Here is a 23652-nt window from a genome sequence, read left to right as displayed (position 1 = left end):
GGAAATGACAGTGGACGGTAGATGGTCTACCGTCCATTGTCTAATCAAGTCTTTGCAAGATATGACTGACCGCCGTGGCGGCTGGCCCGCCGAGGGATTGGATCAGCGCAGTGGTTGCGCCTGCGATCTGGTTCGCCTCTGCCTGACCTCGTAACTGGATCGCCGCTTCGACGGCCTGATACACCCCGGAAGCGCCGCCAGGGAATCCGCGCGCTTTCATGCCGCCCATCGTGGCGCAGGGGATTTTTCCTTTCAACCCAATCGAACCATCGGCGGCGAGTTTCCAGCCTTTGCCTTTGATGGCGAATCCAACCGCTTCGAGCTGCAACGCGGCATAGATGCTGAACATGTCGTGGTATTCGAAGAAGTTGATCTGACCGAGCACGATGCCCGCCTGCTTCATGGCTTTGCCTGCGGAGAGTTGTGCCGTGTCAAAATACAGCATGTCTTTTCTGTCGTGCAATGCCAGCGTGTCTGATGAGGCGGCGGAGCCAGCGATCTTTACGAGCTGACTCTTCCAATTGGACGGAAGCAGGTCACGGCGAGTCAGAACGAGCGCGGCAGCGCCATCCGCATTGGGGGCCATGTCAAACATGTTGAGCGGTTCGCTGACCATTTCCGCTTTGGCGTAGGTTTCGGGTTTGATGGCTTTGCGGAACATGGCATTTTTATTTGCGACGCCGTTGGCGTGCGCGGTGAGCGCGAAGCCCGCGAAACCATCGGCGGGGACATCGTTCTCGTGCATGTAGCGTTTCATCAAAAGCGCGGCTTGTGATGTGGGGGTCATACCCTGCACGGCTTCAAAATCGGAATCGCTGGTAGTGGCGAGGGCTTCATCCACTTCGGAGCCGACCATATCTGTAAATTTTTCAACGCCGACGATGAGCGCCACATCCACCATGCCGCTTGCGATGGCAAGATACCCCTGACGAAGCGCGGCTCCGCCTGATGCGCCCGCCGCTTCGACAGTAACGGCTTCGATGCCGCCCAGCCCCGCATAATCTGCAAGCAGCGCACCGACATGCGCCTGATGCGAAAGATTCGGCGCGAGCATATTGCCCACAAACAATGCCTGCGGCTTGAGTCCGCCTGCATCTTGAATGGCGGCATGAATGGCATCATAGGCCAGATCACGCAAACCGATCTCCCAATGTTCCCCAACTTCTGTTTGTCCAATTCCTGCGATTACGACGTCTGTCATCTTTTTATGATTCCTGTATTTCAAAAACCTGGATCACTTCCAAAATTGAAACCATGACTTGCTTTCGGTTTTGGTCTTGCCAGCCGTTTTTGCACTGCCGCCTGTGATCGTTCTGACACTGGCTTTGTAATCTTTCAGAAAATGCCAGTTGATGTTTACATAATCCAATTCGCCTGCGCGAACCTTATCCCAGTTTTGCAGGGTTTCTTTCGCCACGTTTTTTCGGGGTGTGATGACCGCTTCCGTTTTTTCGTCAATGATCTTTTGCAACAGGCCAGCGTGGTAATTGACCCATTCTTCAACAGCCTGCGGCTGCTGCGCGCGCAGACTGCCCAATAATTGGTTTAACTCTGCCCGTGCTGACTTGCTTTCCACTTTGAGTTTCTCGATCAATTCCTGCGCCTGCTTTGCCTGGGCGGGGTTTGGTTTTCCGTAACTAAGATAGTCAGAGCGGTCTCCCGCTTCGTATTCAGAATCTTCGATCTTCTGGCGCAGGGTTTCAAGCTGAATGGTTTCAGGTAACATGTTTTTTTTCTCCGTGTTCGAAAGGGTTATTTCCAGATATTCTTCAAGAATTTCAACTTCTCAAGATCGTGAAAACTTTGTCCGCCTTCGTGGCCGTTGTAGGTGTAGACCTTGATATCTTTTTCGCCAGCCCAATGATTGAAGGCCGCGTACACTGTCGAAGGCGGGCAGACCTGATCCATCAAGCCAGTGGAAAATAAAGTTTTGGCTTTGGCCCGCGCTGCAAAATTGACTCCGTCAAAATAGGAAAGCGTGTTGAAAACATTCTCTACTTTGTCGCGATGGATATGGCAATATTCGGCGATCTCTTTATATGGATAGGAATCCACGATTTCGGTTGCGCGGCGATAATGACAGAGGAAGGGCACATCGGGCATGGCCACGGCGACATCGGGGACAAGCCCTGCCGCGGCGATGGAGATTCCTCCGCCTTGAGAGCCGCCTGTCACTGCGACACGCGCTTCATCCACTTCGGGATGACTGCGTGCTGCTTCGATGGCACGCACAGCGTCGGTGAAGACTCTGCGATAGTAATAGTGCTGCGGATCAAGGATGCCCTTGGTCATACTGCCTGGGAAATGAGCATTGCCGCCATCGGAATACAGGTCGGGTGTGTCGCCAGAGGACCATGTGCTGCCTTGTCCGCGCGTATCCATGACGAAGTGAGCGTAGCCTGCGCTGGCCCACAACAGCCAATTGAATCCGAATTGACGTCCGCCGCCGTAGCCGATGAATTCAACGACGACGGGCAGGGGCACAGCGCGCTGTGCCCTTACGCTTTGTGCGGGGAGAATCAACCAGCCTTTGACGGGTTGTCCGCCAAAGCCGTTGAAGGTGACATCGAAGGTTTCCTGCGCAACGAGGCCATAATCCACTTTTTCAAATTTTGCATCGAGCGGATGTGCCCGCGTTTCATCCAATGTGGATTTCCAGAATGAGTCAAAGTCCGCGGGTTCTTCACGCGTGGGGCGGTAGTTTTTTAGTTCGGGGAGGGGGAGGTCGAAGAAGGCCATGTCAGTATGTAGTGAATAGTGGATAGTGAATAGTGGGTTTTGCAAATCCCATTCACTATCTCCTATTCCCTATTCCTTTTATTTCATCGCCAGCTTGCCGCGGAATCTCACATACGTGGCGTAATCAATTTCACTGCGGCGGGCGATGTATTCACGGGTTGTTGTGGCGAGGTTTTGCTTGGCAGTCACTTTGTCGGTGACGGTGATGTCGAAGGCGTCTGACCCTGCGCCAGAGCCGAAAGAGACGACGAGAATCCTGTCGCCGGGTTGGGCGATGTCGAGAGTCGCAGTCAAGCCGATCATGGCTGCGCCTGCGTAGGTATTCCCGATGATGGGAACCAAAAGCCCGGGCTCGATCTGCTCCATCGAAAATCCGAGTTGACCTGCGACGCGCTGCGGGAATTTTGTGTTCGGCTGGTGGAAGATCGCCCACTTGTAATCTTTGGCGGTGGTGCCGCTGGCTTCCATGAGATGGGTGGCGGCTTCGGTGATGTGTTTGAAGTAGGCGGGCTCGCCCGTGAAGCGCATGCCGTGTTCGGGATATTTTTGATATTCGCGCCGCCAAAAATCGGGCGTGTCGGTTACGTAGGAATAGGACGAATTGATGACCGCCAATGACTCTTCGGCGGGGCCGATGATATACGCGCCGCCGCCCGCTCCAGCGGTGTATTCGAGCGCGTCGCCGGGCTTGCCTTGCGCAGTGTCCATGCCGATGGCCATGGCGTAATGTCCCATGCCCGAACCAACCAATCCCATCGCAGCGACGAGGGCTTCGGTGCCTGCTTTGCAGGCGAATTCAAAATCCGCGCCTTGGGTGTTGGGGACGGCGCCGATCGCTTCTGCGACCAACGTTGAAGTTGGTTTCACCGCATACGGATGCGACTCTGACCCGACCCACACGGCGCGCAGTTCGGTTGGGTCAATTTGAGCGCGCGCCATCGCATTCCGCGCCGCTTCGATCGACATGGTGATCACGTCTTCATCGAGCCCGGGCACGGCTTTCTCTTTGATGGGCATTCCGCTGGTCTTGCCTGTCCATACACGCGCGACTTCCTTTGCAGGCAGACGGTATCGTGGCACATACGCGCCATAGCCGATAATGCCGACGGGCTTGATGGGTTTGAGGAGGGTGGGAGAGGGATTAGGGTGAGGGGTTGTCATTTAGTTTCCTTGCAGTTTTGTAAAAATGGATTTTGTATCCTTGACCTATTGAGCTTGCTCAAATGTGCATATGCCTTTAATGATCTGGTACCTTAATTGTACTAATTCCGGATAAGAATAAAAAAAGTTGATTTTTTGTTCAGGTATTGAGTTGCCTGCTGGTGGGGGCTCGAGGATAAAAGCTGTCCATGTTTCTGCACTGTCCTCCACCGGGTCTGTGGCGGCATAGTCGTTTATGAATCTGTCTTTGTACTTTTGATAGAACAAATCCAGTTCTTTTTCATATTCTGGCGAGTCCCAGTCAAGTTCGTCTAGTTCCGGGTAAATATCTTCCCAGAATTTCAGATAAAAATGATGCAAGTATGAATCTGCGGCTTGACATCCGTGAAGCCATTCCTGCCTGCAGATATTGCTTTCATCTCTTTGTGAGATATTTAACGTCAAATAATGTCCGTATTCGTGGATGACAGCATTGGTAAGGTAGAACGAATCTTCCAGAACAAGAAGGTTGATTTTCATGATCCAGTTTTCGGTCAGGGTGGTGTCGAATTTTCCATCTGATTTTGAACTTACATAAATTCCAAATGTCACCAGGTCTGGACGGGTTTCTTGGGGGAATAATGTTTTAAGGTATTTCCATATTAATTTGTGACTGTCTGTATCTTGCTGAAAAGGGAGGATATCTGGTTGAACGTTAAATGTTCTAGGTTTGTCCAGTTCATCCAAGTCGTTTATCCCGTAGTATACAAGGTTGATATCTTCTTCTGGGTATTTCGGCAAAACCAAATTTGTTTCTCTTATTTCACTGTCTACATGATTTAAACAAGCTTGAATGCATTCTCCATTTGCGCATTGGGACTTAACTTCTTCAATTGTGCCTGGCAGTGGGATGGGAGTTATGAGAGGAACAGGGGTTATCAAGCCAACGACTACATCTTTAGAAGATGGAAATCTGCTTCCAACTAAAACCGCACATATGCAGACTAAGCAAATGACATATACAAAAGAACCTGTACCTACGATTAACCAGGGATTCCAAGAAGTTTTTTTGATTTGCATTTCCCAAGGATCTCTTTCTTTGAGGCGATTTTTGCGGTAAAGCATCGAGGGCTGATGAGCAAGTCGGCTCTTGCGAAGTACCGTGTGGATAGCTGACTTTCATGAACTGAGGAAGGGATTTATCCCGAACCGAGCCAAAACTTCGATGTCAGCCCAGCCTGCCTGAAAACCTCTGCAACTTGGTCAGGCTTATTTTCTATTTATAGGATGTATATTGGTCCATCATTTCGTCCGCAAAGGGTCTGTCGCTTGCACGATAAATTTCAGTCATCTTATCCATGTCCAATATTACACGGACAAACTCCAGCCTGGGTGTTGAATTTTTCAACCGTTAGAATAGCGTATTCTGCCCAGGGATCGAGCAGATTTTGTTCGTTCGTATGTTCGGGATTGACCGCAACACCGACGCTGCCGGGGTTGAAGAAAAAATTCTGGCTGTCGCGCAGTCGGCGTGTAAATTGAAGGTGCGTGTGTCCACCTGTAAGGATATGACCTGCATACGGTTTGAGAATTTCTTGAAATTCATCCTCGGGCGTAGATGGTAAAAGGGCCTGGTCGAACGATGTGGGCGAGCCGTGAAAAGCGAGCAGGTGTTTATCGCCTCCCAGTTCAACTATGACAGTCGGTTGAAAGGAATTAATAAAAGCTCGGTCTTCATCATTTAGCTTACTCAACGACCACTCGCGGACGATGTCCAGTTTCTTGCGCCGTTCTTCCGATATTAAATGTGCATCGGTCTCGATCCCGGTCAATAGCCAGGCATCGGAATTGCCCATCACGACTGGGCATTTCAACTCGCGCAGAAGTTGGACAGTTTCGTGCGGTTGAGGTCCGCTTTGAATCATGTCGCCATTACAGACAATCTGGTCGAAGCCTTTCTTTTTGGCATCTTCCACTACGGTCTCGAGCGCCAGACAATTGCCATGAACATCAGATAAAACTATTATTCTCATTTTTCAACTCCGTGGATACCAAAACTTGGAAGTTAATCCGGCTTTCCTAAAAATCTCTGCGACTTGCTCCATGCTTCGCCCGTGATAATCCACGGACATGCGGTTGTGATACCAGAGTTTTGAGAGTTCCCAAACTTGATCGATTGTCAGCATTTCTCCGCGTTCGAGATGATTTCGCTTGCACCATTTTTCAATCCATTCCTCCGACCGGAAGAGCAGCATGGTTGCTCAGGTGAAGACGAGGTCGTCGTACCAGCGGGTGAAGGGCAGGGGGAAGTGAATCAGCAAACTGCTTGAGCCGCCGTCCTCGGCGGGGACGCCGCCTTGAGCATAATTTATAACCTTGCCATCCTTTACTTCCAATTGAATCGATTCGTTGCTTTCGGTGAAAATCGCGTCAATAACCGCGTCACTGTGCAGGGCGGCGGGGATGCCGAGCATATCCCAGGCGCAGTTGGCAAAATACGTCTTGCCATTCACATGAACCTTGAAATCCGTGGGGATGCCAGAGAACGGATTCGCCATGCGGATGGTCAATGTCTCTGGTTCAAGGAAGAAGGAGTGGCGGTTGTTCAATTCCTTGTAAAGTTCGCCAGCTTCTTCGGTTTTGATGTTAAAGTGCGCAGCAGTCTCCTCCACGCTGGGCGGACGGGTTGTGTCCGCGAAATGGCTGTAGACAAAAGCCCGTACTTGCCAGAGGATATCTACCATTTGCGCGGTGAATCTCCCTTTTCGATTTCTCCCCTTGCTCTTGCAAGTGTTTTATTCCACATATCAAGAGTCTCTCTTCCAATCTGAGCGGCTTCTTTGGTGACTTCATCTAAGTTAACTTCGTAATCGCTGTATCCACTCAGGCAAAAGAAAAGAATTGCAAAAATATCTTTAGGATGTTTATCTGATCTGCCTTCATTCCACGCCTGTAATTTCCCGATGATGATATCCGTTGGTTGAGCGACCCAGGCTGTAAATGTGTTTCCCGCAGGGTCAACAAAATTACGGTGTACTCGGCGCTTAAATGCAACCTCGTAATCAGGTTCTCGTTTTAGCGGTACAAGATCGGCTTTGATACCTTCATTTGTATCTATAATGTTGAACATGATCCCCATTTGGATGGAATTTCTCATCATTTCAGGGTCTGCATAATAACGTGGTAATGGAAATCTTTGTGACAAGGCTTCAAAATCCTGTTCGCGTAAATCTACAAGAATGTCAATGTCAAAAGTTACGCGTGTAATGCCAAAAGGATAGCCCCCAAATGCGCCGACGATCATATAAGGCGCGTCAATTTCATCCAGTGCTTGGACAATTTGTACGTAAAACGAAACTGCCGTCATTGGATCTCCATTCGCACAGGAGTTAAATAAGCCAATACTTTCATGTTGATTTCCGACATAGTTAATTCAGGAAACTTTTTTTTAAAAGTACCTCGTAAACCAGCCATTGCAAATTCTTGCGCATTTAAGCCAGGGATAAGACGTTTTTCAAACGGCATTTTCGCCAACAACTCCATTTGTACCCAATCAATAGGATCGAATCCATCCACGATGGCGGAAATTTCTTCGGGGGTGAGGAATTTCTTCTTTTCCATTTTCCTCCTACTTTCCACTTTCCATCGCCTTCAAAATCTCTTCAGCCCGGTCGCTTCTCACGACCTTCTCAGCCACCATCTGCGCGGCGACTTTTTCGATCAATTCGCCGCTCGCGCCTGCTGCGATGGCAACCTGCCTGGCATGCAGGGACATATGTCCGCGTTGGATGCCTTCGGTGGCGAGGGCACGCAGGGCGGCCATATTTTGGGCGAGTCCCACCGAAACGATGATCTCAGCCAGTTCATTGGCGGTTTTGATGCCCATTAATTTGACAGCGGCTTGCGCGGCAGGATGAACTTTAGTCGCGCCACCGACAATACCGACCGCCATGGGCATTTCGAGCGTTCCGACAAGATTGCCGTCCTTGTCCTTGCCCCAAGTGGAAAGTGAGGTGTATTTTCCATTGCGGGCGGCGTAGGCGTGTGCGCCTGCTTCGATGGCACGCCAATCGTTGCCCGTAGCGATGACCACCGAGTCCACGCCATTCATAATACCTTTGTTATGTGTCGCCGCGCGATATGGATCGGATGCGGCGAAGGCGTACGCGGCGATAATGCCATCGCGCACAGTCTCGCCTTTGAAGGATTCAAAACCGACGGTGAGTTCGCTCACTGGTATGGTACAACGCACGCGCGCAATTCTGCGGTCTGCCAGATTGGACAAAATACGCAGATGGACTTTTCCGCCTGTGATGGCTTCGATCTGCGGGGCGAGTTTTTCGCAAGCGGTGTTGACCGCGTTCGCGCCCATGGCATCGCGCACATCATAAATGAGGTGCAGGACGAGAAATGGTCCGATAGCCGATTCTTCAATGGTCCGCACTTCCAAGTCACGTGCGCCGCCGCCGAATTTTTTCAATACAGGGTCAATGGCATCGGCGATGGCAAGTAATTCAGCTTTGTGCTCGTAAATTTTTAATCGCGCTTCGTTCATGTTGACTACGTTGATGAGCTGCATCTGGCCGATCATCAACGGCTCGGTGGTGGTGGCTGTGAATCCACCGCCAGCACGGGCAAGTTTTGCCATGAACGATGCGCCCGCCACGACCGAGGGTTCCTCTACCGCAAACGGAATCAACACATCGCGTCCGTTCACCATGAAATTGAGTCCAATGCCGAGGGGCAGGGAATGCAGGCCCACCACGTTTTCGATCATGTGGTCGGCTGATTCAGCGGAGATTCCGCCTGTTGTCCACGGGAGCAGGTCTTCGGGAGTCCGATTCGAGGCTTCCGCCAGTTTGGCACGGCGTTCTTCGAGGGTCAGGTTGTAAAATCCGGGGATGCGCGAATTGGTCATTTTGATTGTCCCAAGTATAGGATTGGCGTTCTTTCAAATTCTATCAAAAAGCAACGGATTGATTATAATGTCTGGGAGGTGTCTTTTATGCTATTAACCCGTGAACAATTGCAGGAACGCTTATTCGCGCTTCATCGCGCCAGCCTTGAACTGGTGAAGGATGTTTCGCTTGAGACCTTGCTTGAGCGTATCGTCTCCACTGCTTGTGAGCAGGCCGAAGCGCGTTACGCCGCCCTGGGTGTGTTGGATGATGATGGGAAGCTCAGCCAGTTCATTTCCGTGGGCATGACGGATAAGGAAATAAAAAGAATAGTACACCCGCCCATCGGTCTTGGGTTGATCGGCGCATTGATGAATACCGAAACCCCGATCCGCATTCCTGTGATCCATGACCATCCGCGCTCGGTGGGCTTTCCGTCGAATCACCCGCGCATGGTTTCGTTTTTAGGCGTGCCCATCCGCGTTGGTGACAAGCAGCTGGGGCAGATCTACCTCACCGAAAAAATAGATGCGCCTGAATTCAGCGCCGATGACGAAATGATCATCCAAATGCTGGCCTCGTTTGCCGCCACCGCCATCAAGAACGCGCGATTATACGAGCAGATGAAACAGCGCGATCTGACGCTGACGCGCCGCAACGTGGATATGTCCCTGCTTAACGGTATCGCATCCACCCTGACCTCAAGCCTAGAACTCGACGAGATTCTGAACAAGACCCTTGGGCTTGTGATGAACTACATGAAAGTGGAAGCTGGCGATATCTTCCTTCTGGAAGAGGATAAGAATACCCTGCGCATGGTTTTGCATCGCGGTCAGGCTGCCGAGGCGTTTTGGACTCGTAATATTTTTACAGTGGGCGAGGGATACCCTGGCATTGTTGCCAAAAGCCGCCAGCCGATGATTGGCAGGCAGTTGGCTAGTGACACAAATTTTTTGCGCGATGCTGTGGTTCAGGCTGGTTTTCAACAGCTTGCGTGTATTCCTTTGATTTCAGGTGAGAATCTTATGGGTGTGATGAGTGTTGCCACCCGCGCCAATGAGCCGCTGGATGAAAGAAACATTCAAATGCTCATTGCGGTAGGCGCATGGGCGGGGCTTGCGATAGAAAATGCGCGCCTGCACTCGAATGCGCGCCGTCTTGCCGTGCTCGAAGAACGCGACCGCATCGGCATGGACCTGCATGATGGCATCATTCAATCCATTTATGGGGTGGGGTTGGGGCTTGAAGGGGCGCAGCTCATGTTGAATGAAGACCCTCAAGCGGCGAAAGAGCGCATTCATCAAGCGATTGGCGGGCTAAACCAGGCGATTCGCGATATCCGCGCTTATATTCTTGACTTGAGACCGCGTCAACTTGGTAATGAAGGCTTGTTGAACGGAGTCAAACGCCTGATTGCAGAGTATCGCGCCCATACTTTCTCAGAAGTGAACTTCACCGGACCTGAATCAGACTTGAAAGACCTGCCTCACTCTCAATCTTTAGCGCTGTTTCATATATGTCAGGAGGCTTTGGCCAACGCAGCCAAGCATGCAAAGGCAAAAAATGTTCAAGTTGCCATCTGGACCACCAACGAACGCGCCTTGTTGGAGATCAGTGATGATGGAAAAGGCTTTGATACAGAGAAGATGCATTCATCCATCGGCCATGGACTCGCGAACATGCAGACTCGCGCACATGCAGTGGGAGGTGAGTTCGATATATCATCAACACTTGGTGAAGGAACAACCATACTTGTATGGGTTCCACGCATCATTGGCCGTGTGATCAACTGAAACATGTTTTATTGCAGAATGAATCCCGGGAACTTGAGTCTCATTTAATATGTTTTAAAAATGTTAGGCCTTTTGATTTTTTAAGATAGATATGTGACGGAAGCCAGTCAATACCCCCTGATACCCATATATGGGGGGTGGAAGACCAAAAGTCGGTGTGCTTGGCTGAAACGCCTGTTCTATTGCACCACATAATTAGAATTGAATGCATAATGTTTCGTTAACGTAAGCCAACCTTAAAAAAACAAATCTTTTTAACTTAACGTAGGTGTAACGCCTTGTTATCTATGGAAAGTATCTGCTAGAATGTAGGCACGCTGATAAAATGGATTTATGCCCTCCGCATCCAAATCTCTATAAAAAATAAAAAGAGAATATGACCACCTCCGAATGAACCGCGGAAAAAAAGCGGGTTGAATTTTTGCACTCTATCGACATTATCCAAGGAAAATTTATGAACGCTGAGCAGGCCTGGCAATCAGTACTCGCACAACTTCAAATGGAAATGCCCCGCGCGTCCTTCGACACCTGGGTGCGTGATACACGTCCGATTGCCTATGACAACGGGGTTATTACCGTTGGCGTACGCAATGCCTATGCACGTGACTGGCTGGAAAGCCGCCTCGCGAGTAGTGTCAGCCGTTTGTTGATCGGAATATTGAACTCGAATGTGGCTGTCGATTTTGTCGTTTCTCAGGCGGATGAGATCGATTCACACGCTGACGCCGAAGCTGTTCCTGCTTCGATCGAAATTACCTCCCCCGAACCAAAACCGCGTCATGTTACCCTTAATCCGCGTTATACCTTTGATACTTATGTTGTAGGTTCAGGCAATCGGCTTGCTCATGCAGCCTGTCAGGCTGTGGCCGAGAAGCCCGCCCGTGCCTACAATCCGCTTTTCCTGTACGGGGGCGTGGGGCTTGGAAAAACGCACTTATTGCATGCCACTGGCAATGCCTGCCATGCCAGCGGCTTGAACGTCCTATATGTTTCCTCTGAAGAATTCACGAATGACATGATCAATGCCATTCGCACCCATACCACCCAGGCCTTCCGCGACAAATACCGCTCCGCCGACGTATTGCTGGTCGATGATATTCAATTCATTGCCGGCAAGGAATCCACACAGGAGGAGTTCTTCCATACCTTCAATACCTTGCACGGACAGGACAAACAGATCATCGTTTCGTCTGACCGCCCTCCCAAGTCCCTGGTCACTTTGGAAGAACGCCTGCGCTCCCGCTTTGAGTGGGGGTTAAGCGCCGATATTCAAGCTCCCGATTTTGAGACCCGTCTCGCCATTTTGCGCTCCAAAGCCGAGCGCACGGGCCGTCATATTTCAGATGAAATTCTGGAAAGCATCGCCAAACAGGTGCAATCCAATATTCGTGAACTTGAAGGCGCATTGAATCGCATCATCGCATTTGCTGACTTGAGCGGATCTGCCCTCACACCCAGCCTCGTGGAAGTGGCCTTGTCTGATTTAGAGGACGTGATCACAGCACAGTGTTGTATGGGATAAAGAAAATTGCAGGTGATGAAAAACTTAGAAGGCGGGCAGAAAATATATGGCCGCCTAAACAACAGGTCCAGTTCGCAAGGGTTGCATAAAAAATAACAGGAATTTTCAAGATCAAAAATCGACCTCACTTGCGAGGTGGATTTTTTTATTTGTCACATGTCAGGCTAAAAGCCTGACCTACGAAATTGATGCTTCACCATTACCAAAATGATGAACACCCCTCCTGCCGCAAGGAACAGGTAGGATTGCAGGATATTCAGATAAGAATCCGCGACGAATTTTGTAAAGGGAATCACATTTGCCGCCAGCAAATAACAAATGACAAATATGACCTTTGCCCAGAGATTCCTGCCCAGGTTTTCCCCATACCAGAGGAACAGCCCCAAACAAACGAAAATGGGGAAGAGAATGCCATAATGATGCTCCCACGCAATGGGAGAGGCTAGCGTGGCTGCCAGACCCATCAGAAGGAAGTCAGCGTGTCGCGCTTCAATTGACTGACTGTTTGTTTTGATCAATCCGACCAGCAGGATGGCGATGGTCGTGATCTGGGTAAAGGCAAAGATCCAGGTGTTGTATGGCGGGAAGTAATATCCGCGCCATTTGGTGTTGTTGAAGACCTCCGGGTAACGTATTCCGAAAATTCGCCCTGCCATCCCGTTGAAAGATTGGTTGGAATAGTAGGATTCGCCGTGTTGGGCGAGAAAACTCAAGCCGCGGAAATAATCCACGTACATGCCCAGACCGAAAACGCGGATTCCGAGGAGCAGCCCCACCGCGCCTGTGACGATCATGGCGATGACCAGTCGTTTATTGCCGCGGAATAGGCCCCAAATGATGAATAATGCATATTGTGGTTTGATGGAGGCCATCATCCCGAGCAGGATGCCTGCAATGGTCTCATAGCCGGTGAAATAACATAGGATGGCCAGCGCGAAGAAGGCATTCAGCCACACTTGAATCTGTCCGAGGGTCCCAGCTTTGACGGCAGGATAGAAGGTGAAAAGCAAAAGCGTCAGCAAAATGCCAACGACGGTCTTTTCACCTGTGCTGAGCTGCGGTGCATCCAATTTTCTGTAGGAGTACATGGTCATTGCGATCACGCTTGCGACCATCAGAAACAGGAAAATGAATGTGGTCGTGGTTGAAAAAACCAGCAGGTTGATCTGATTGTTTTCGATAAAACGGGTGATCAGCAATGCAGTGGGGGGGTACTGGAATTTAACCTTGCTGGTAAGTAGTAATTCCGAGTAGATCAGACTCTGTCCCTGAGATTCTTTCCAATGGTCAAAGGCCAGTTTCATCGGTCGCCAGGAATCGTCGCCAATCTCGCTGGTGAAGATCCAGATGGCGTGGTCCACTGCCATTTTGTTGTTCTTCAACTCGAAGTAATTGGTGATCCCCTGAATTGCGAAGGAAAAGAGCAGGTTAATGACGAAAAGGAGCAGGAGTTGTTTGAGGATTGGCTTCATATTTGTCCGTATTTTTTTCGCCAAGTATAGCATTTTCCCGTGGTATAATCCTGCGGCCTTGAAAAAGGCACATTCTGCTTGGGACGGGCAAAAGCGTCCCTGAGCGGGTCTGGCTGATAAGGCTGTATCCCCGCTAAACTCATTCTGTTCCACGCCAGTTAAACTGCGCGCTGGTGAACAGCACAAGTTAAGGAGTAATAATGGCTGTCATTTCCATGAAAGCCCTGCTTGAGAGCGGCGTCCACTTCGGACATCGCACAAACAAGTGGGATCCCCGTATGAAACCGTACATCTTCACAGAGCGTAACGGTATTCATATCATTGACCTGCAACAGACTGTCAAGTTGTTGAATCAGGGTTATAACGTCATTCGCGATACTGTTGCGAATGGCGGTACGATCATGTTTGTTGGGACCAAGCGTCAGGCGCAGGAAACTGTGGCTGAAGAAGCTGCCCGCTGCGGCATGCCCTACGTAACCGAACGCTGGATGGGCGGTATGCTCACCAACTGGAACACCATGTCCAAGCGTATTCAGGAACTGGAACGCCTTGAGAAGGTGCGCAATTCAGACGAGATCAATCGCCTGACCAAAAAGGAAGGCCTGTTGATCGAGCGCGATATCGTCCGCCTGTCAACTCGTTTGTCTGGCGCCCGCATTTTGAAGCGCCGCCCTGACCTGCTTTTCATCATCGATGTCGGTCGCGAAGAAGCTGCCGTTCGCGAAGCGAACCTGCTCAAGATCCCGATCGTGGCGTTGGTCGATACCAATTGCAATCCCCAAAACGTTGACTATGTCATTCCTTCCAACGATGACGCCATCCGCGCCATCAAGCTGTTGGTTGCCAAAGTTGCTGATGCCGTGCTCGAAGGCAAGGCCATGCGCAAGGATGAAGATCCTGAACAGTCTGCTTCCGCTGATGCCCAGGCTGAAAGCAAGCCCAAGACCCGTGGTCCGCGCAAGCCTGTTGTTGATGTGGATACCGAAGAAGTGGGTGAAGACTCCCTGCTTGGCGCTTCCACACTCGCGAAGTTGAATGTCACCCGCAAGGCAGATGATGTCCCCGCGGCTGATGACGCTGCTGCCCCTGCCACAGACGTTGCGGCTGGATAATCGAGATCAAGACGAACACGAAAGTAAGGATAGTGAAATGGAAATAACAACACAGATGATCAAGGACTTGCGCGCCGCGACCAGCGCTCCCATGCTGGACTGCCGCAAGGCCCTTCAGGAAGCAAACGGTGATTTTCAAAAGGCTGTGGATTGGCTGCGCGAAAAAGGCATGGCCACCGCTGCCAAGCGCTCTGACCGCGTCGCCTCGAATGGCATTGTGGAAATGTATTCCCACGGTGGTGGACGTGTGGGTGTAATGGTGGAAGTGAACTGCGAAACCGACTTTGTCGCCCGCGCTGAACAGTTCCGCAACCTCGCTCATGAGATCGCCCTGCAAATTGCTGCAAGCGCCCCGAAGTATGTCACCGCTGACGAAATTCCTGCCGCCGAACTCGAACACGAATCCGAGATCGCCCGCGCCCGTGCCATCGAAGAAGGCAAGCCTGAGAAGATGCTTTCCAAGATCGTTGAAGGCCGCGTTGAGAAGTACAAGGATGAAGTTTGTCTTATGCGCCAGACCTACATCCGCGACGAATCTCTCACCATCGAAAAACTCGTTTTGCAGAATGTCGCCGCCATCGGCGAAAGTGTGATCGTGCGCCGGTTCCAGCGATGGGAACTGGGTGAAAGCGCGAACAGTAACGATTAATCTTTAAAAGCCAGCCTTCGGGTTGGCTTTTTTTATAGTAGGTAATAAATATTGTTTGTCAGGCTGGGCCGGGCATTTCGGCAAGCTCACGATCACATTTGAAAAATATATCTGGAGGCATAAAATGGCTGAGTTGAAATATAAACGCGTCCTGCTCAAGTTGAGTGGGGAGGCCCTTGGCGGAAAATCTGGATTTGGAATTGATGTGGATGAGGCGGAATCGATTGCCAGCCGCATCAAAGAAGTCCGTGAAATGGGCGTGGATGTGGCGGTGGTGATCGGTGCTGGAATCTGTGGCGTGGCAAGCAGGGACTGGAACGCGGTATGGATCGCTCCACTGCTGATTACATGGGCATGCTTGCCACCGTAATGAATGCCATGGCCTTAATGGATGCGCTGGAGCGTCAGAACGTTTTTACGCGGGTGATGTCTGCCATTGAAATGCGCGCCATTGCCGAGCCTTATATCCGCCGCCGTGCGGTGCGTCACCTTGAAAAGGGGCGTGTGGTGGTTTTCGGCGCGGGAACGGGCAATCCGTTCTTCTCGACGGATACGGCCGCTGCCTTGCGTGCCACTGAAATAGACGCGGATGTTGTTATCAAAGCCACGAAAGTGGATGGCGTTTACGATTCAGACCCGAAGAAGAATCTCGATGCGAAACGTTTCGACCAGTTGAGCTATATTGAAGTGCTCAACCGTCGCCTTGAGGTCATGGACAGCACTGCGATCACCCTGTGCATGGAAAATAACCTGCCCATTCTCGTGTTAAACCTGTGGGACCCGAAGGCTCTGCTTGGCGCATTGCGCGGTGAAGCGGTGGGGACTCTGGTTGGGCCGTAATATTCCCGCTGAATTGACATAAAGCTTTACTTCCTCCTTCGCGCATGGAAGGAGGAAGTTTTATATAAATGAGAGTCTCTCAATTTTTTACATTTGCTCTCGCCTTTTGAACGCTCCCATAGCATAAATCCTTGTTTTAAGGTATCCTTGTACAGTAATTATTTTTACAGAGTGCCGCATAAATAACCAAAATGCGGTAGGAGGAAGATAGTGAGTACCGACGAAATTAAAGATCTGTTGAAAGATGCTGAAACCCGTATGACCGGCGCGATCCATTCCCTGACAGACGACCTCGCCGGAATTCGTACCGGACGTGCCAGCCCCGCGCTTGTGGAAAGACTCTCTGTGGAATATTACGGGACTCCCACGCATCTTATGCAGCTTGCATCGATCAGTGTGCCCGAACCACGTTCGATCATGATCAAACCGTTCGATGCGGCTTCGATCAAGGATATCGAGAGGGCGATCCGTGCTTCGAACCTGGGATTGAATCCCAATTCTGATGGAAAGGTCATCCACCTGAACCTGCCTCCGCTTGATGAAGAGCGCCGCCGTGACCTTGTTAAACAGATGAATCATCGTCTGGAAGAGGCGCGTGTGGCGGTTCGCAATATTCGCCGCGACCTGCACAACGACTTGCGTGATTACGAGAAGGAAAAATTGATCACGGAAGATGATCTCAAACGCGGTGAAGAAGACCTGCAAAAACTGACCGATAAATTTGTCGAAGATATTTCCAGACACGGCTATAACAAAGAAAAAGAAATCATGGAAGTGTAGCATCATTTGAGATGCCGTTTTGGGCATCGAGAAGAGTGTTTCAAACATGGCTGATATCCCATCCGCGATTCCCCTTGAAAAAATCCCCCAACACGTTGCCATGATCATGGATGGCAACGGGCGCTGGGCGATTCAGCGTGGCTTGCCGCGTCTGGCTGGTCACAAGGCAGGGACAGAGAATCTGCGCCGCGTCATTCGCGCGAGCGTGGAATTTGGTGTTAAGTACCTTACCATCTATGCATTTTCCACGGAGAATTGGGGCAGGCCGCCGGAAGAGGTGAAGGGGCTGATGTACATCCTTGAAGATGTCATCGACCGTGAGTTGAATGAATTGAACAAGGAAGGTGTTCAGTTGCGCCACATTGGGCGGCTGGAAAGGCTCGCGCCCTCCCTGCAGGAAAAAGTGTTGGATGCGATCGAAGCGACAAAGAATAATGACCGTCTCGTTTTGAATGTTGCCTTCAATTATGGCGGCCGTGATGAGATCGTCCTTGCCATTCAAAAGATGATGAAGGACGGGATTGCTCCGGAGCAGGTGACGGATGAACTGGTCAGTCAGTATCTTTTCACTGCGGGCGTGCCTGACCCGGATTTGATCATCCGAACTTCGGGCGAACTGCGTATCAGCAACTTTATGATCTGGCAGGCGGCGTATGCCGAGTGGTATATCACCCCGACCTTCTGGCCCGATTTTGACAGGGAAGAATATTATCGCGCGTTGGAAGCCTTTGCCCATCGTGACAGGCGTTATGGAAAGGTATCCTCGGGGGAACTCCAGGAATCAAATGCGTAGAAGGCTGATCACTGCTCTTGGATTGGCGTTTATTGGATTGCCGGCTATCATTTTAGGCGGCATCTTTTATTACCTGTTGATGGGTACATTTTTGATCGGTGCGGCATGGGAATATGTGCACATGTTCCGTGCGGTGAAATTTGAGCCCCAGATACATATTACCGTGGGAGGCGTGGCGCTTGTTACCCTATCGCGCATGTTCCTTCCAGATTTCGCAATGCCGGTCTTTGCCGCCACCATCCTCGTGGCCCTAACCTATCATCTTATCGCTTACGAGCGCGGCCGTGAACAGGCCGCGCTTGATTTTGTATAACCGTTGGGGGGTGGTGTATATTGGCTGGGTCGGCTCATATCTGTTCGACCTGAGCAATCTTCCGCAGGGTGGCTGGTGGTTCATGCTGGTCATGTTCTGCGTGTGGCTCGGAGATTCGGGTGCGTACTCCATCGGCAGGGCATATGGCAGGCACAAAATAGCACCGCGTCTCAGCCCGAAGAAAAGTTGGGAAGGCTACATCGCCAGCGTATTTACGGGGTTGTTCGCAGGTGGATTTTATGTGTATGTGTATACGACGTTTGGAAGCCTGCACAGTGATATCACCATTTGGCAGGGCGCAGTCCTTGGTCTGCTCCTCGGGGCGCTGCCTACGCTGGGTGATCTTGGTGAAAGCATGTTCAAACGGCAATCCGGCTTGAAAGATTCGAGCGATGTGATTCCCGGTCATGGTGGTTTCTTCGACCGAGTGGATTCCTGGATCTGGGGAGCCGCGATCGGTTATTACTTCCTCATCTGGTTCATCATATAAATCTGGAGGCAAAATGGAAGTTCGTGGCGCTACACCAACCCGTAATCTTGCGCTTGAGCTTGCGCGTGTCACCGAGGCGGCGGCGATGTTGGCAGGTCGCTATATGGGGCGAGGAGATAAAGAAGGCGCTGATCAGGCCGCGGTTAATGCGATGCGGCTCGTCCTCAGCACCGTGGATATGAACGGGGTCATCGTCATCGGTGAAGGCGAGAAGGACAAGGCGCCGATGCTGTTCAATGGCGAGAAAGTAGGCAACGGTTCAGAACCTGACGTAGATGTGGCTGTGGACCCAATTGACGGGACCCGCCCTTTGGCATTTGGCCGCTCGAATTCGCTTGCGATGGTGGCGCTTGCCCCGCGCGGAACGATGTTCGACCCCGGGCCTTTTCTTTATATGAACAAACTTGCGGTCGGACCTGAAGCAAAGGGAAAGATTGATATCGAGAAACCTATTGTTGAAAATCTAAGAGCCATCGCGAAAGCCAAGGGCAAACAGATCGAAGATCTGACCACGATCATACTTGACCGCCCGCGTCATGATGACATGGTTGCGGAAATTCCGCAAGGCTGGCGCGCGTATTCGTCAGATACCTGATGGTGACGTGGCCGCTGCGTTAATGACCTCATGGTCTGACTCAGGTGTGGATGTTTTGCTTGGCATCGGTGGTACACCCGAAGGTGTGATCACCGCCTGTGCATTGCGCGCGATGGGCGGCGAAATTCAAGGCAAGTTGTATGCCCGCGATGAAAGCGAATTGCGCCGCGGACGTGAAGCAGGCTACGATTTCGACAAGGTGTTGACGATGCATGACCTGGTCTCATCGGAAGATGTATTCTTCGCGACGACGGGCATCACCGACGGCGAATTGCTCAAAGGCGTTCGTTATTACGGCAATCACATCACCACTGATACTCTCGTGGTACGCGGCCTGACGGGAACCATCCGCCGCATCACTGCCACACATAGCACGGATAAATTGGATAACTTGAGTTCGGTGCATTATTAATTTCACTTGACATTCCTGGGCCTTGTCCGTATAATGTCGGTCGCTTTCCTGGCTAGCTCAATCGGCAGAGCGAGCGGCTGTTAACCGCTAGGTTCTAGGTTCAAGTCCTAGGCCAGGAGCCAATAAAGTCCCTCAATCGATGAGGGACTTTTACTTTAAACAAAAAATCCCCTCCGCAGCGGTGAGGGCGCCGAGGAGGGGAGAAGCGGTGTTTTTCGATTTAGTGTTGACCCAATGTCCCCAATGTGCGGACACGTTTTTCCAGTGAGCGGAATGTTGTGATGCCGATCCACAGCATGACGAACATGAAGATAACCAGCAGAAGCAATTCCAATTGAATGGAGACGATGGTCTGGGTCTTGATCAAATAATGACGGATCGCATCGAGGCCGTAGGTGAGGGGCAGCGCCAGCGCAATGGGGAGCAGGAATTTCGGCAGGGCATTGACTGGGAAATTCGAGCCTGAAAATATCTGCACGAGGAAACTGCTCATATCCACAAGGGCGTTGGCTTCACGCAGGAGCATGACCACTGCCGCGAAAGCGAAACCAAATCCATACAAGCCAAGCATCATCGGGATGATGGGGATAAATGCCCGGAACACATCGCCCGAAGCATGGAAGCCGAAGAGCAGCCCGCCGAAGAGCAGCATGCCAGCGGATGTGATCATCGTGACCAGCAGATTGGTCACCGAATGCCCGACAAGGATCAACAGGCGCGGAATGGGTGTCAGCCAATTGGATTCCATTACACCCGAGTCCATGTCGTTTTTTAAGGCGTATCCCATGCCCCAGAATACGGCGTTGATGAAATTTTCCAGCACCGTTCCAAGCAAAATGAAGGACATGAAATCGGTCGTGCCGCTGTATTGCGAAAACCCGATTGCCTTGCCATTTACACTGAACGCCAGGCCCATGAAGTAAATGGGCGCGATCCAGATCAGCGGTTGAAATACGGAAGAAACCGCATTCAGCGGATAACGCCAGTATTGTTTCCAGTCCTTGCGAATCAGCGCGGACAATGCCCGCAAGTGTGACGATAAAGTAGGTTGGGAGAGAGTTTGAATTTCCATGCTTGCCTCTTGTCATGAATTATCACAGATGAACACAGATAAAAATGATTTGAAATTCGCAGTTGTTCGATCTGCGTTCATTCAATTCATCCGTGGCTAATACTGCCCGATCGCGCCGTCTTGCGTGCGCGGCGTTCCATGACGACAAACAACACATAACCGATCGCCAGCCAGATCACGCCGAAGAATAGGATCATGCTCAAGTCATGCGAAATGCCTGCGAAGCCTTCCGTAGAAAGCGAGGCTGTCCGCACAGCGTGGATGATATAGGTCTGCGGCAGCCATTGCGCGGTGGCTTGCATCCATGCGGGCAGCATCGCCATTGGGTAGGTGATCCCGCAAAAGATCATCACAATGCCGCGCACCAAAAACACAAATGCATTGGCTTCCTTCATCGTAATGACAATACTTGCAAATGCAAATCCAAGTCCATACACTGCGGGGATGGATGCGAGAATGACGAGTATGGTCAGTAAAATACTTCCATTGAATTTCACACCGAAGAACAACGCATATTCCAAACCAGATACCACCAGCAGCGTGATCATCGAAACCATTTGCGGAACACTGCTGCCGAGTAAATAGGAAAACCTCCAAGTGGGGGAGAGCCAGTTTGATTCCAACGTGCCGCGCATCTGTTCGTTTCGCAGCGAATATCCCACCGACCATAAAACAATGTTCTGCCACATCCAGATCATTGTGCCAACCGCGATATAGCCGACATAATCCGTCAGCCCTGTTGTGTTTTGAAATGTCGTCAGCCCGCTTCCATCCACGCCGGAGAGGGCGCGCGCGGTAAGGAGATATCCCATCGGGAAGATGATCGGCCAGATGAGCAGCGAAACGATCCACGATGGGTAGCGGACGAAGACTGTCCACTCACGGCGGACGACCGCCCAAAAAGCACGGACATCCGACGAGAAGCCTGGTACTGCCAAAGAGTTAACGTTCATATTTGGACCTCATGCCTGATTCTGCTAATCGCGCAGTGCCTTCCCCGTCAGTTGGATGAAGACATCCTCCAGTGAGGGTTTGACGATGTTCATGTTGACCAATCTCGTGCCGTTGCCGCTGATGGCTTCCACGATGCGCGGCAGGGTGGCGCGGCTGTTGTTAGAGTGCATATTCACTTCCCACAAGTCGGCTTCGCCCTGTTGATGAGTGGTGAGCGTTTCAACACCTGTGATTCCCTTCAATTTATCGCCAAGGTCATCATGCCAGCCAGTCAACTCAAGGCGGATGATTTCCTTTTGATTGATGCGCTGCTTGAGGTTTTCAGGTGTGTCCAAAGCGATGACTTTGCCTGTATCGATGATTCCGATTCGGTCGGAGAGTTGGTCTGCTTCTTCCATGTAATGCGTGGTTAGCAGGATGGTGTGGCCTTCCTCTTTCAAGGTGGCGATCAACTCTCTTAAGTTGCGGGCAGCTTGAGGGTCGAGTCCGAGCGTTGGTTCATCCAATAAAAGAATGGGCGGGCGGGCAAGCAAGGCTTTGGCGATGGCGATCCGCTGGCGCATTCCTGTCGAATATTTTTCAACGAGTTCATTGGCGCGGTCTTTGATCTCCATGCGTTCGATGAGTTCGTCCACGCGTTTTTTTGCGATCGCGGCGGGGATGTGATAAAGTGCCGCGAAGTATTCGAGGTTTTCGCGTCCTGAGAGTTTCCAGTAAATGCTGCGCTCGCCTGCCAGCACGGTGCCGAGGCTGCGGCGGACGTCGTTGGCATTCTTGACCGTATCAAACCCGTTGACGCGTGCCGTGCCGCTGGTGGGCTCGAGCAAGGTACATAACATGCGGATGGTGGTGGATTTGCCCGCGCCGTTCGGGCCGAGCAAGCCGAAGATCTCGCCGCGTTTGATCTGCAGGTCAACGCCATTGACAGCGGTGAACATGGCTTGCGGTTCTTTTTTTCCGCGCTGCCACCAGGGCTTGCGTTTTGGGGCAGGGGCGGCACCTTCTGCGGGTTTATCTCCCGTCCCAGCGCGGGCGGGAAATTTTTTGACCAGTTGGCTGGCTTCAATAGCAAAATCGGACATGGGGCACTCCTTTTGGTCGGACTTCAAGAAAATCTAGTCTCAAGTTGATAATATTTACTTTTCTTGCTCGATATATTCAATATTGTACGAAAATATATTTATTTTGTCAATACCTGTATTTATAATATCAATACAGGCTTCAATATTCTTAAACAAAAATCCCGCCGAAGCGGGATTTTCTGTAAATGTACCAATTCTCTACGGCCACGGAATTTCGGCAGGGCCTGCAAAGCCGTGTTTCTCTTGAAAGAACACCCTGCCATGTGATGGTTCGGCGCACCCGCCTTCATCCACAAAGGTGACTTCAGGATAATTGGATGCCAGTGCGTCGAAGACGATCTGGCCGCCCTCACAGCGCCATACTTCGATAATGTAGATGAACATATCGGCATCTTCTTCATCGCCAGCGCGGAGTTCGACATCCGTCCACTTCACAGTGATCGAACCGCCGCTGCGTTCAGCGCTTAACACCGCTGGAGGAGCATAGTACGGCGACTCGGGAAGTTCATATTCTCCAGGGTAGGTGGCTCGCAGGGTTTGCGAGTCGCCTTGAATTTCAAGAAATTTTGCGTTGACCCAGCATAAATTTTTTCCTTTCACCATCACCCAGTTGTTTCCGTGTGCTCGACCAGTCAGTTCGATTTTTGCGCCTTTGTTCAAGCCGTATAAATATAAATACTCTGCACCGGGACCGTAGCGACAGCTAAGTAAATCGGCAGTGACGGTTGCCTTCAAACTTTCCACAACGGGAATCTCTGTGGGCGTGCTGGTTGGCGAAGCCGTGGGAGCGGGGATGGTTGGGGTGAATGTTTCAGTGGGTGGGATGGGTGTGGGCGGAACAGCGGTCTCTGTCGGCGCAGCGACCTCGAGCGGAGTGGACGTAGCCTCCACGGCAGGGGCGGCCTCGGCGGGCGCATTCGTTGGCGCGGACGATGGCATATTACAGGCGGCTAGAAGCAGGATCAGGGCAAAAGAAATGACTGGATTGAGTTTCAT

The 23652-nt window shown here is 51.2% G+C and carries 23 protein-coding genes, 1 tRNA gene and 2 pseudogenes; 11 read left to right on the top strand and 15 right to left on the bottom strand.

Annotated features, from left to right (window positions below; translation table 11 throughout):
* Window positions 1-40: 40 nt before the first annotated feature.
* The 10 genes from IPI86_RS16600 to IPI86_RS16555 form a co-directional block, all read right to left on the bottom strand.
* Window positions 41-1201 (bottom strand): thiolase domain-containing protein, encoded by a 1161-nt coding sequence (locus IPI86_RS16600; RefSeq protein ID WP_345299126.1) that lies wholly within the window; start codon window positions 1199-1201, stop codon window positions 41-43.
* A 33-nt stretch (window positions 1202-1234) separates the two neighbouring features.
* Window positions 1235-1726: a hypothetical protein gene (locus IPI86_RS16595; RefSeq protein WP_345299125.1), complete on the bottom strand. Its 492-nt coding sequence runs from the start codon at window positions 1724-1726 to the stop codon at window positions 1235-1237.
* 26 nt (window positions 1727-1752) lie between these two features.
* Window positions 1753-2739: an acetylxylan esterase gene (locus IPI86_RS16590; RefSeq protein ID WP_345299551.1), complete on the bottom strand. Its 987-nt coding sequence runs from the start codon at window positions 2737-2739 to the stop codon at window positions 1753-1755.
* A 78-nt stretch (window positions 2740-2817) separates the two neighbouring features.
* Window positions 2818-3900: a hydroxymethylglutaryl-CoA synthase gene (locus IPI86_RS16585; RefSeq protein WP_345299124.1), complete on the bottom strand. Its 1083-nt coding sequence runs from the start codon at window positions 3898-3900 to the stop codon at window positions 2818-2820.
* Between the two features lie 45 nt (window positions 3901-3945).
* A complete protein-coding gene (locus IPI86_RS16580) occupies window positions 3946-4959 on the bottom strand; it encodes a hypothetical protein (RefSeq protein WP_345299123.1) in 1014 nt (337 codons plus the stop codon).
* A gap of 272 nt (window positions 4960-5231) precedes the next feature.
* Window positions 5232-5912 (bottom strand): metallophosphoesterase family protein, encoded by a 681-nt coding sequence (locus IPI86_RS16575; RefSeq protein WP_345299122.1) that lies wholly within the window; start codon window positions 5910-5912, stop codon window positions 5232-5234.
* 228 nt (window positions 5913-6140) lie between these two features.
* On the bottom strand, window positions 6141-6623 hold the full coding sequence (gene merB / locus IPI86_RS16570) for an organomercurial lyase (protein WP_345299121.1): 483 nt from the start codon (window positions 6621-6623) through the stop codon (window positions 6141-6143).
* Window positions 6617-7246, bottom strand: a complete 630-nt coding sequence (locus IPI86_RS16565) for a hypothetical protein (RefSeq protein ID WP_345299120.1) — start codon at window positions 7244-7246, stop codon at window positions 6617-6619. Before IPI86_RS16565 ends, merB begins: the two co-directional genes overlap by 7 nt.
* The gene (locus IPI86_RS16560; RefSeq protein WP_345299119.1) at window positions 7243-7500 is read right to left on the bottom strand and encodes a hypothetical protein; all 258 of its coding nucleotides are present in this window, start codon (window positions 7498-7500) and stop codon (window positions 7243-7245) included. Before IPI86_RS16560 ends, IPI86_RS16565 begins: the two co-directional genes overlap by 4 nt.
* A gap of 7 nt (window positions 7501-7507) precedes the next feature.
* Window positions 7508-8797: a hydroxymethylglutaryl-CoA reductase, degradative gene (locus IPI86_RS16555; protein ID WP_345299118.1), complete on the bottom strand. Its 1290-nt coding sequence runs from the start codon at window positions 8795-8797 to the stop codon at window positions 7508-7510.
* An 87-nt stretch (window positions 8798-8884) separates the two neighbouring features.
* Here IPI86_RS16555 and IPI86_RS16550 point away from each other — a divergent pair, with 87 nt between their 5' ends.
* Entirely contained in the window at window positions 8885-10570 is a 1686-nt protein-coding gene (locus IPI86_RS16550; protein ID WP_345299117.1) for a GAF domain-containing sensor histidine kinase, read from the top strand.
* Window positions 10571-11024: 454 nt separating this feature from the next.
* Window positions 11025-12092, top strand: a complete 1068-nt coding sequence (dnaA, locus tag IPI86_RS16545) for a chromosomal replication initiator protein DnaA (RefSeq protein ID WP_345299116.1) — start codon at window positions 11025-11027, stop codon at window positions 12090-12092.
* A 164-nt stretch (window positions 12093-12256) separates the two neighbouring features.
* Here dnaA and IPI86_RS16540 read toward each other — a convergent pair whose 3' ends face one another.
* A complete protein-coding gene (locus IPI86_RS16540) occupies window positions 12257-13564 on the bottom strand; it encodes a glycosyltransferase family 87 protein (RefSeq protein ID WP_345299115.1) in 1308 nt (435 codons plus the stop codon).
* A 200-nt stretch (window positions 13565-13764) separates the two neighbouring features.
* Here IPI86_RS16540 and rpsB point away from each other — a divergent pair, with 200 nt between their 5' ends.
* From rpsB to IPI86_RS16495, 9 genes and pseudogenes are all read left to right on the top strand, one after another.
* Window positions 13765-14676, top strand: coding sequence for a 30S ribosomal protein S2 (rpsB, locus tag IPI86_RS16535; RefSeq protein WP_345299114.1), 912 nt, complete (start codon window positions 13765-13767; stop codon window positions 14674-14676).
* 37 nt (window positions 14677-14713) lie between these two features.
* The gene (gene tsf / locus IPI86_RS16530) at window positions 14714-15325 is read left to right on the top strand and encodes a translation elongation factor Ts (RefSeq protein ID WP_345299113.1); all 612 of its coding nucleotides are present in this window, start codon (window positions 14714-14716) and stop codon (window positions 15323-15325) included.
* 124 nt (window positions 15326-15449) lie between these two features.
* Window positions 15450-16165: pseudogene (gene pyrH, locus IPI86_RS16525) on the top strand (UMP kinase).
* A 210-nt stretch (window positions 16166-16375) separates the two neighbouring features.
* A complete protein-coding gene (frr, locus tag IPI86_RS16520) occupies window positions 16376-16945 on the top strand; it encodes a ribosome recycling factor (protein WP_345299112.1) in 570 nt (189 codons plus the stop codon).
* 46 nt (window positions 16946-16991) lie between these two features.
* Window positions 16992-17738: an isoprenyl transferase gene (locus IPI86_RS16515; protein WP_345299111.1), complete on the top strand. Its 747-nt coding sequence runs from the start codon at window positions 16992-16994 to the stop codon at window positions 17736-17738.
* On the top strand, window positions 17731-18051 hold the full coding sequence (locus IPI86_RS16510) for a phosphatidate cytidylyltransferase (protein WP_345299110.1): 321 nt from the start codon (window positions 17731-17733) through the stop codon (window positions 18049-18051). The genes IPI86_RS16515 and IPI86_RS16510 overlap by 8 nt, the downstream gene beginning before the upstream one ends.
* A complete protein-coding gene (locus IPI86_RS16505; RefSeq protein WP_345299109.1) occupies window positions 18023-18541 on the top strand; it encodes a phosphatidate cytidylyltransferase in 519 nt (172 codons plus the stop codon). Before IPI86_RS16510 ends, IPI86_RS16505 begins: the two co-directional genes overlap by 29 nt.
* 13 nt (window positions 18542-18554) lie before the next feature.
* A pseudogene (gene glpX, locus IPI86_RS16500) lies at window positions 18555-19548 on the top strand (class II fructose-bisphosphatase).
* A gap of 46 nt (window positions 19549-19594) precedes the next feature.
* A tRNA-Asn gene (locus IPI86_RS16495) sits at window positions 19595-19670 on the top strand.
* 98 nt (window positions 19671-19768) lie between these two features.
* Here IPI86_RS16495 and IPI86_RS16490 read toward each other — a convergent pair.
* From IPI86_RS16490 to IPI86_RS16475, 4 genes are all read right to left on the bottom strand, one after another.
* Window positions 19769-20620: an ABC transporter permease gene (locus tag IPI86_RS16490; RefSeq protein WP_345299108.1), complete on the bottom strand. Its 852-nt coding sequence runs from the start codon at window positions 20618-20620 to the stop codon at window positions 19769-19771.
* A gap of 86 nt (window positions 20621-20706) precedes the next feature.
* Window positions 20707-21573: an ABC transporter permease gene (locus IPI86_RS16485; protein WP_345299107.1), complete on the bottom strand. Its 867-nt coding sequence runs from the start codon at window positions 21571-21573 to the stop codon at window positions 20707-20709.
* A 24-nt stretch (window positions 21574-21597) separates the two neighbouring features.
* Window positions 21598-22656 (bottom strand): ATP-binding cassette domain-containing protein, encoded by a 1059-nt coding sequence (locus IPI86_RS16480; protein ID WP_345299106.1) that lies wholly within the window; start codon window positions 22654-22656, stop codon window positions 21598-21600.
* A 198-nt stretch (window positions 22657-22854) separates the two neighbouring features.
* A complete protein-coding gene (locus tag IPI86_RS16475; protein ID WP_345299105.1) occupies window positions 22855-23652 on the bottom strand; it encodes a hypothetical protein in 798 nt (265 codons plus the stop codon).

It is taken from the genome of Candidatus Villigracilis affinis (genome assembly GCF_016705895.1).
Classification (GTDB): Bacteria; Chloroflexota; Anaerolineae; order Anaerolineales; family Villigracilaceae; genus Villigracilis; species Villigracilis affinis.
Note: the sequence above shows the minus strand (reverse complement) of the source record. Positions and strands in the feature narration are given on the sequence as shown.

Bases quoted from the DNA above. Each gene is read 5' to 3' on its own strand.
- tsf (WP_345299113.1), top strand. From the start codon at position 14,714: ATGGAAATAACAACACAGATGATCAAGGACTTGCGCGCCGCGACCAGC.
- IPI86_RS16510 (WP_345299110.1), top strand. From the start codon at position 17,731: ATGCGTAGAAGGCTGATCACTGCTCTTGGATTGGCGTTTATTGGATTG.
- merB (WP_345299121.1), bottom strand. From the start codon at position 6,623: ATGGTAGATATCCTCTGGCAAGTACGGGCTTTTGTCTACAGCCATTTC.
- IPI86_RS16515 (WP_345299111.1), top strand. From the start codon at position 16,992: ATGGCTGATATCCCATCCGCGATTCCCCTTGAAAAAATCCCCCAACAC.
- IPI86_RS16475 (WP_345299105.1), bottom strand. From the start codon at position 23,652: ATGAAACTCAATCCAGTCATTTCTTTTGCCCTGATCCTGCTTCTAGCC.
- IPI86_RS16560 (WP_345299119.1), bottom strand. From the start codon at position 7,500: ATGGAAAAGAAGAAATTCCTCACCCCCGAAGAAATTTCCGCCATCGTG.
- IPI86_RS16480 (WP_345299106.1), bottom strand. From the start codon at position 22,656: ATGTCCGATTTTGCTATTGAAGCCAGCCAACTGGTCAAAAAATTTCCC.
- IPI86_RS16540 (WP_345299115.1), bottom strand. From the start codon at position 13,564: ATGAAGCCAATCCTCAAACAACTCCTGCTCCTTTTCGTCATTAACCTG.
- IPI86_RS16590 (WP_345299551.1), bottom strand. From the start codon at position 2,739: ATGGCCTTCTTCGACCTCCCCCTCCCCGAACTAAAAAACTACCGCCCC.
- dnaA (WP_345299116.1), top strand. From the start codon at position 11,025: ATGAACGCTGAGCAGGCCTGGCAATCAGTACTCGCACAACTTCAAATG.
- IPI86_RS16595 (WP_345299125.1), bottom strand. From the start codon at position 1,726: ATGTTACCTGAAACCATTCAGCTTGAAACCCTGCGCCAGAAGATCGAA.
- IPI86_RS16490 (WP_345299108.1), bottom strand. From the start codon at position 20,620: ATGGAAATTCAAACTCTCTCCCAACCTACTTTATCGTCACACTTGCGG.
- IPI86_RS16555 (WP_345299118.1), bottom strand. From the start codon at position 8,797: ATGACCAATTCGCGCATCCCCGGATTTTACAACCTGACCCTCGAAGAA.
- IPI86_RS16575 (WP_345299122.1), bottom strand. From the start codon at position 5,912: ATGAGAATAATAGTTTTATCTGATGTTCATGGCAATTGTCTGGCGCTC.
- IPI86_RS16585 (WP_345299124.1), bottom strand. From the start codon at position 3,900: ATGACAACCCCTCACCCTAATCCCTCTCCCACCCTCCTCAAACCCATC.
- IPI86_RS16580 (WP_345299123.1), bottom strand. From the start codon at position 4,959: ATGCAAATCAAAAAAACTTCTTGGAATCCCTGGTTAATCGTAGGTACA.
- rpsB (WP_345299114.1), top strand. From the start codon at position 13,765: ATGGCTGTCATTTCCATGAAAGCCCTGCTTGAGAGCGGCGTCCACTTC.
- IPI86_RS16485 (WP_345299107.1), bottom strand. From the start codon at position 21,573: ATGAACGTTAACTCTTTGGCAGTACCAGGCTTCTCGTCGGATGTCCGT.
- IPI86_RS16565 (WP_345299120.1), bottom strand. From the start codon at position 7,246: ATGACGGCAGTTTCGTTTTACGTACAAATTGTCCAAGCACTGGATGAA.
- IPI86_RS16550 (WP_345299117.1), top strand. From the start codon at position 8,885: ATGCTATTAACCCGTGAACAATTGCAGGAACGCTTATTCGCGCTTCAT.
- IPI86_RS16600 (WP_345299126.1), bottom strand. From the start codon at position 1,201: ATGACAGACGTCGTAATCGCAGGAATTGGACAAACAGAAGTTGGGGAA.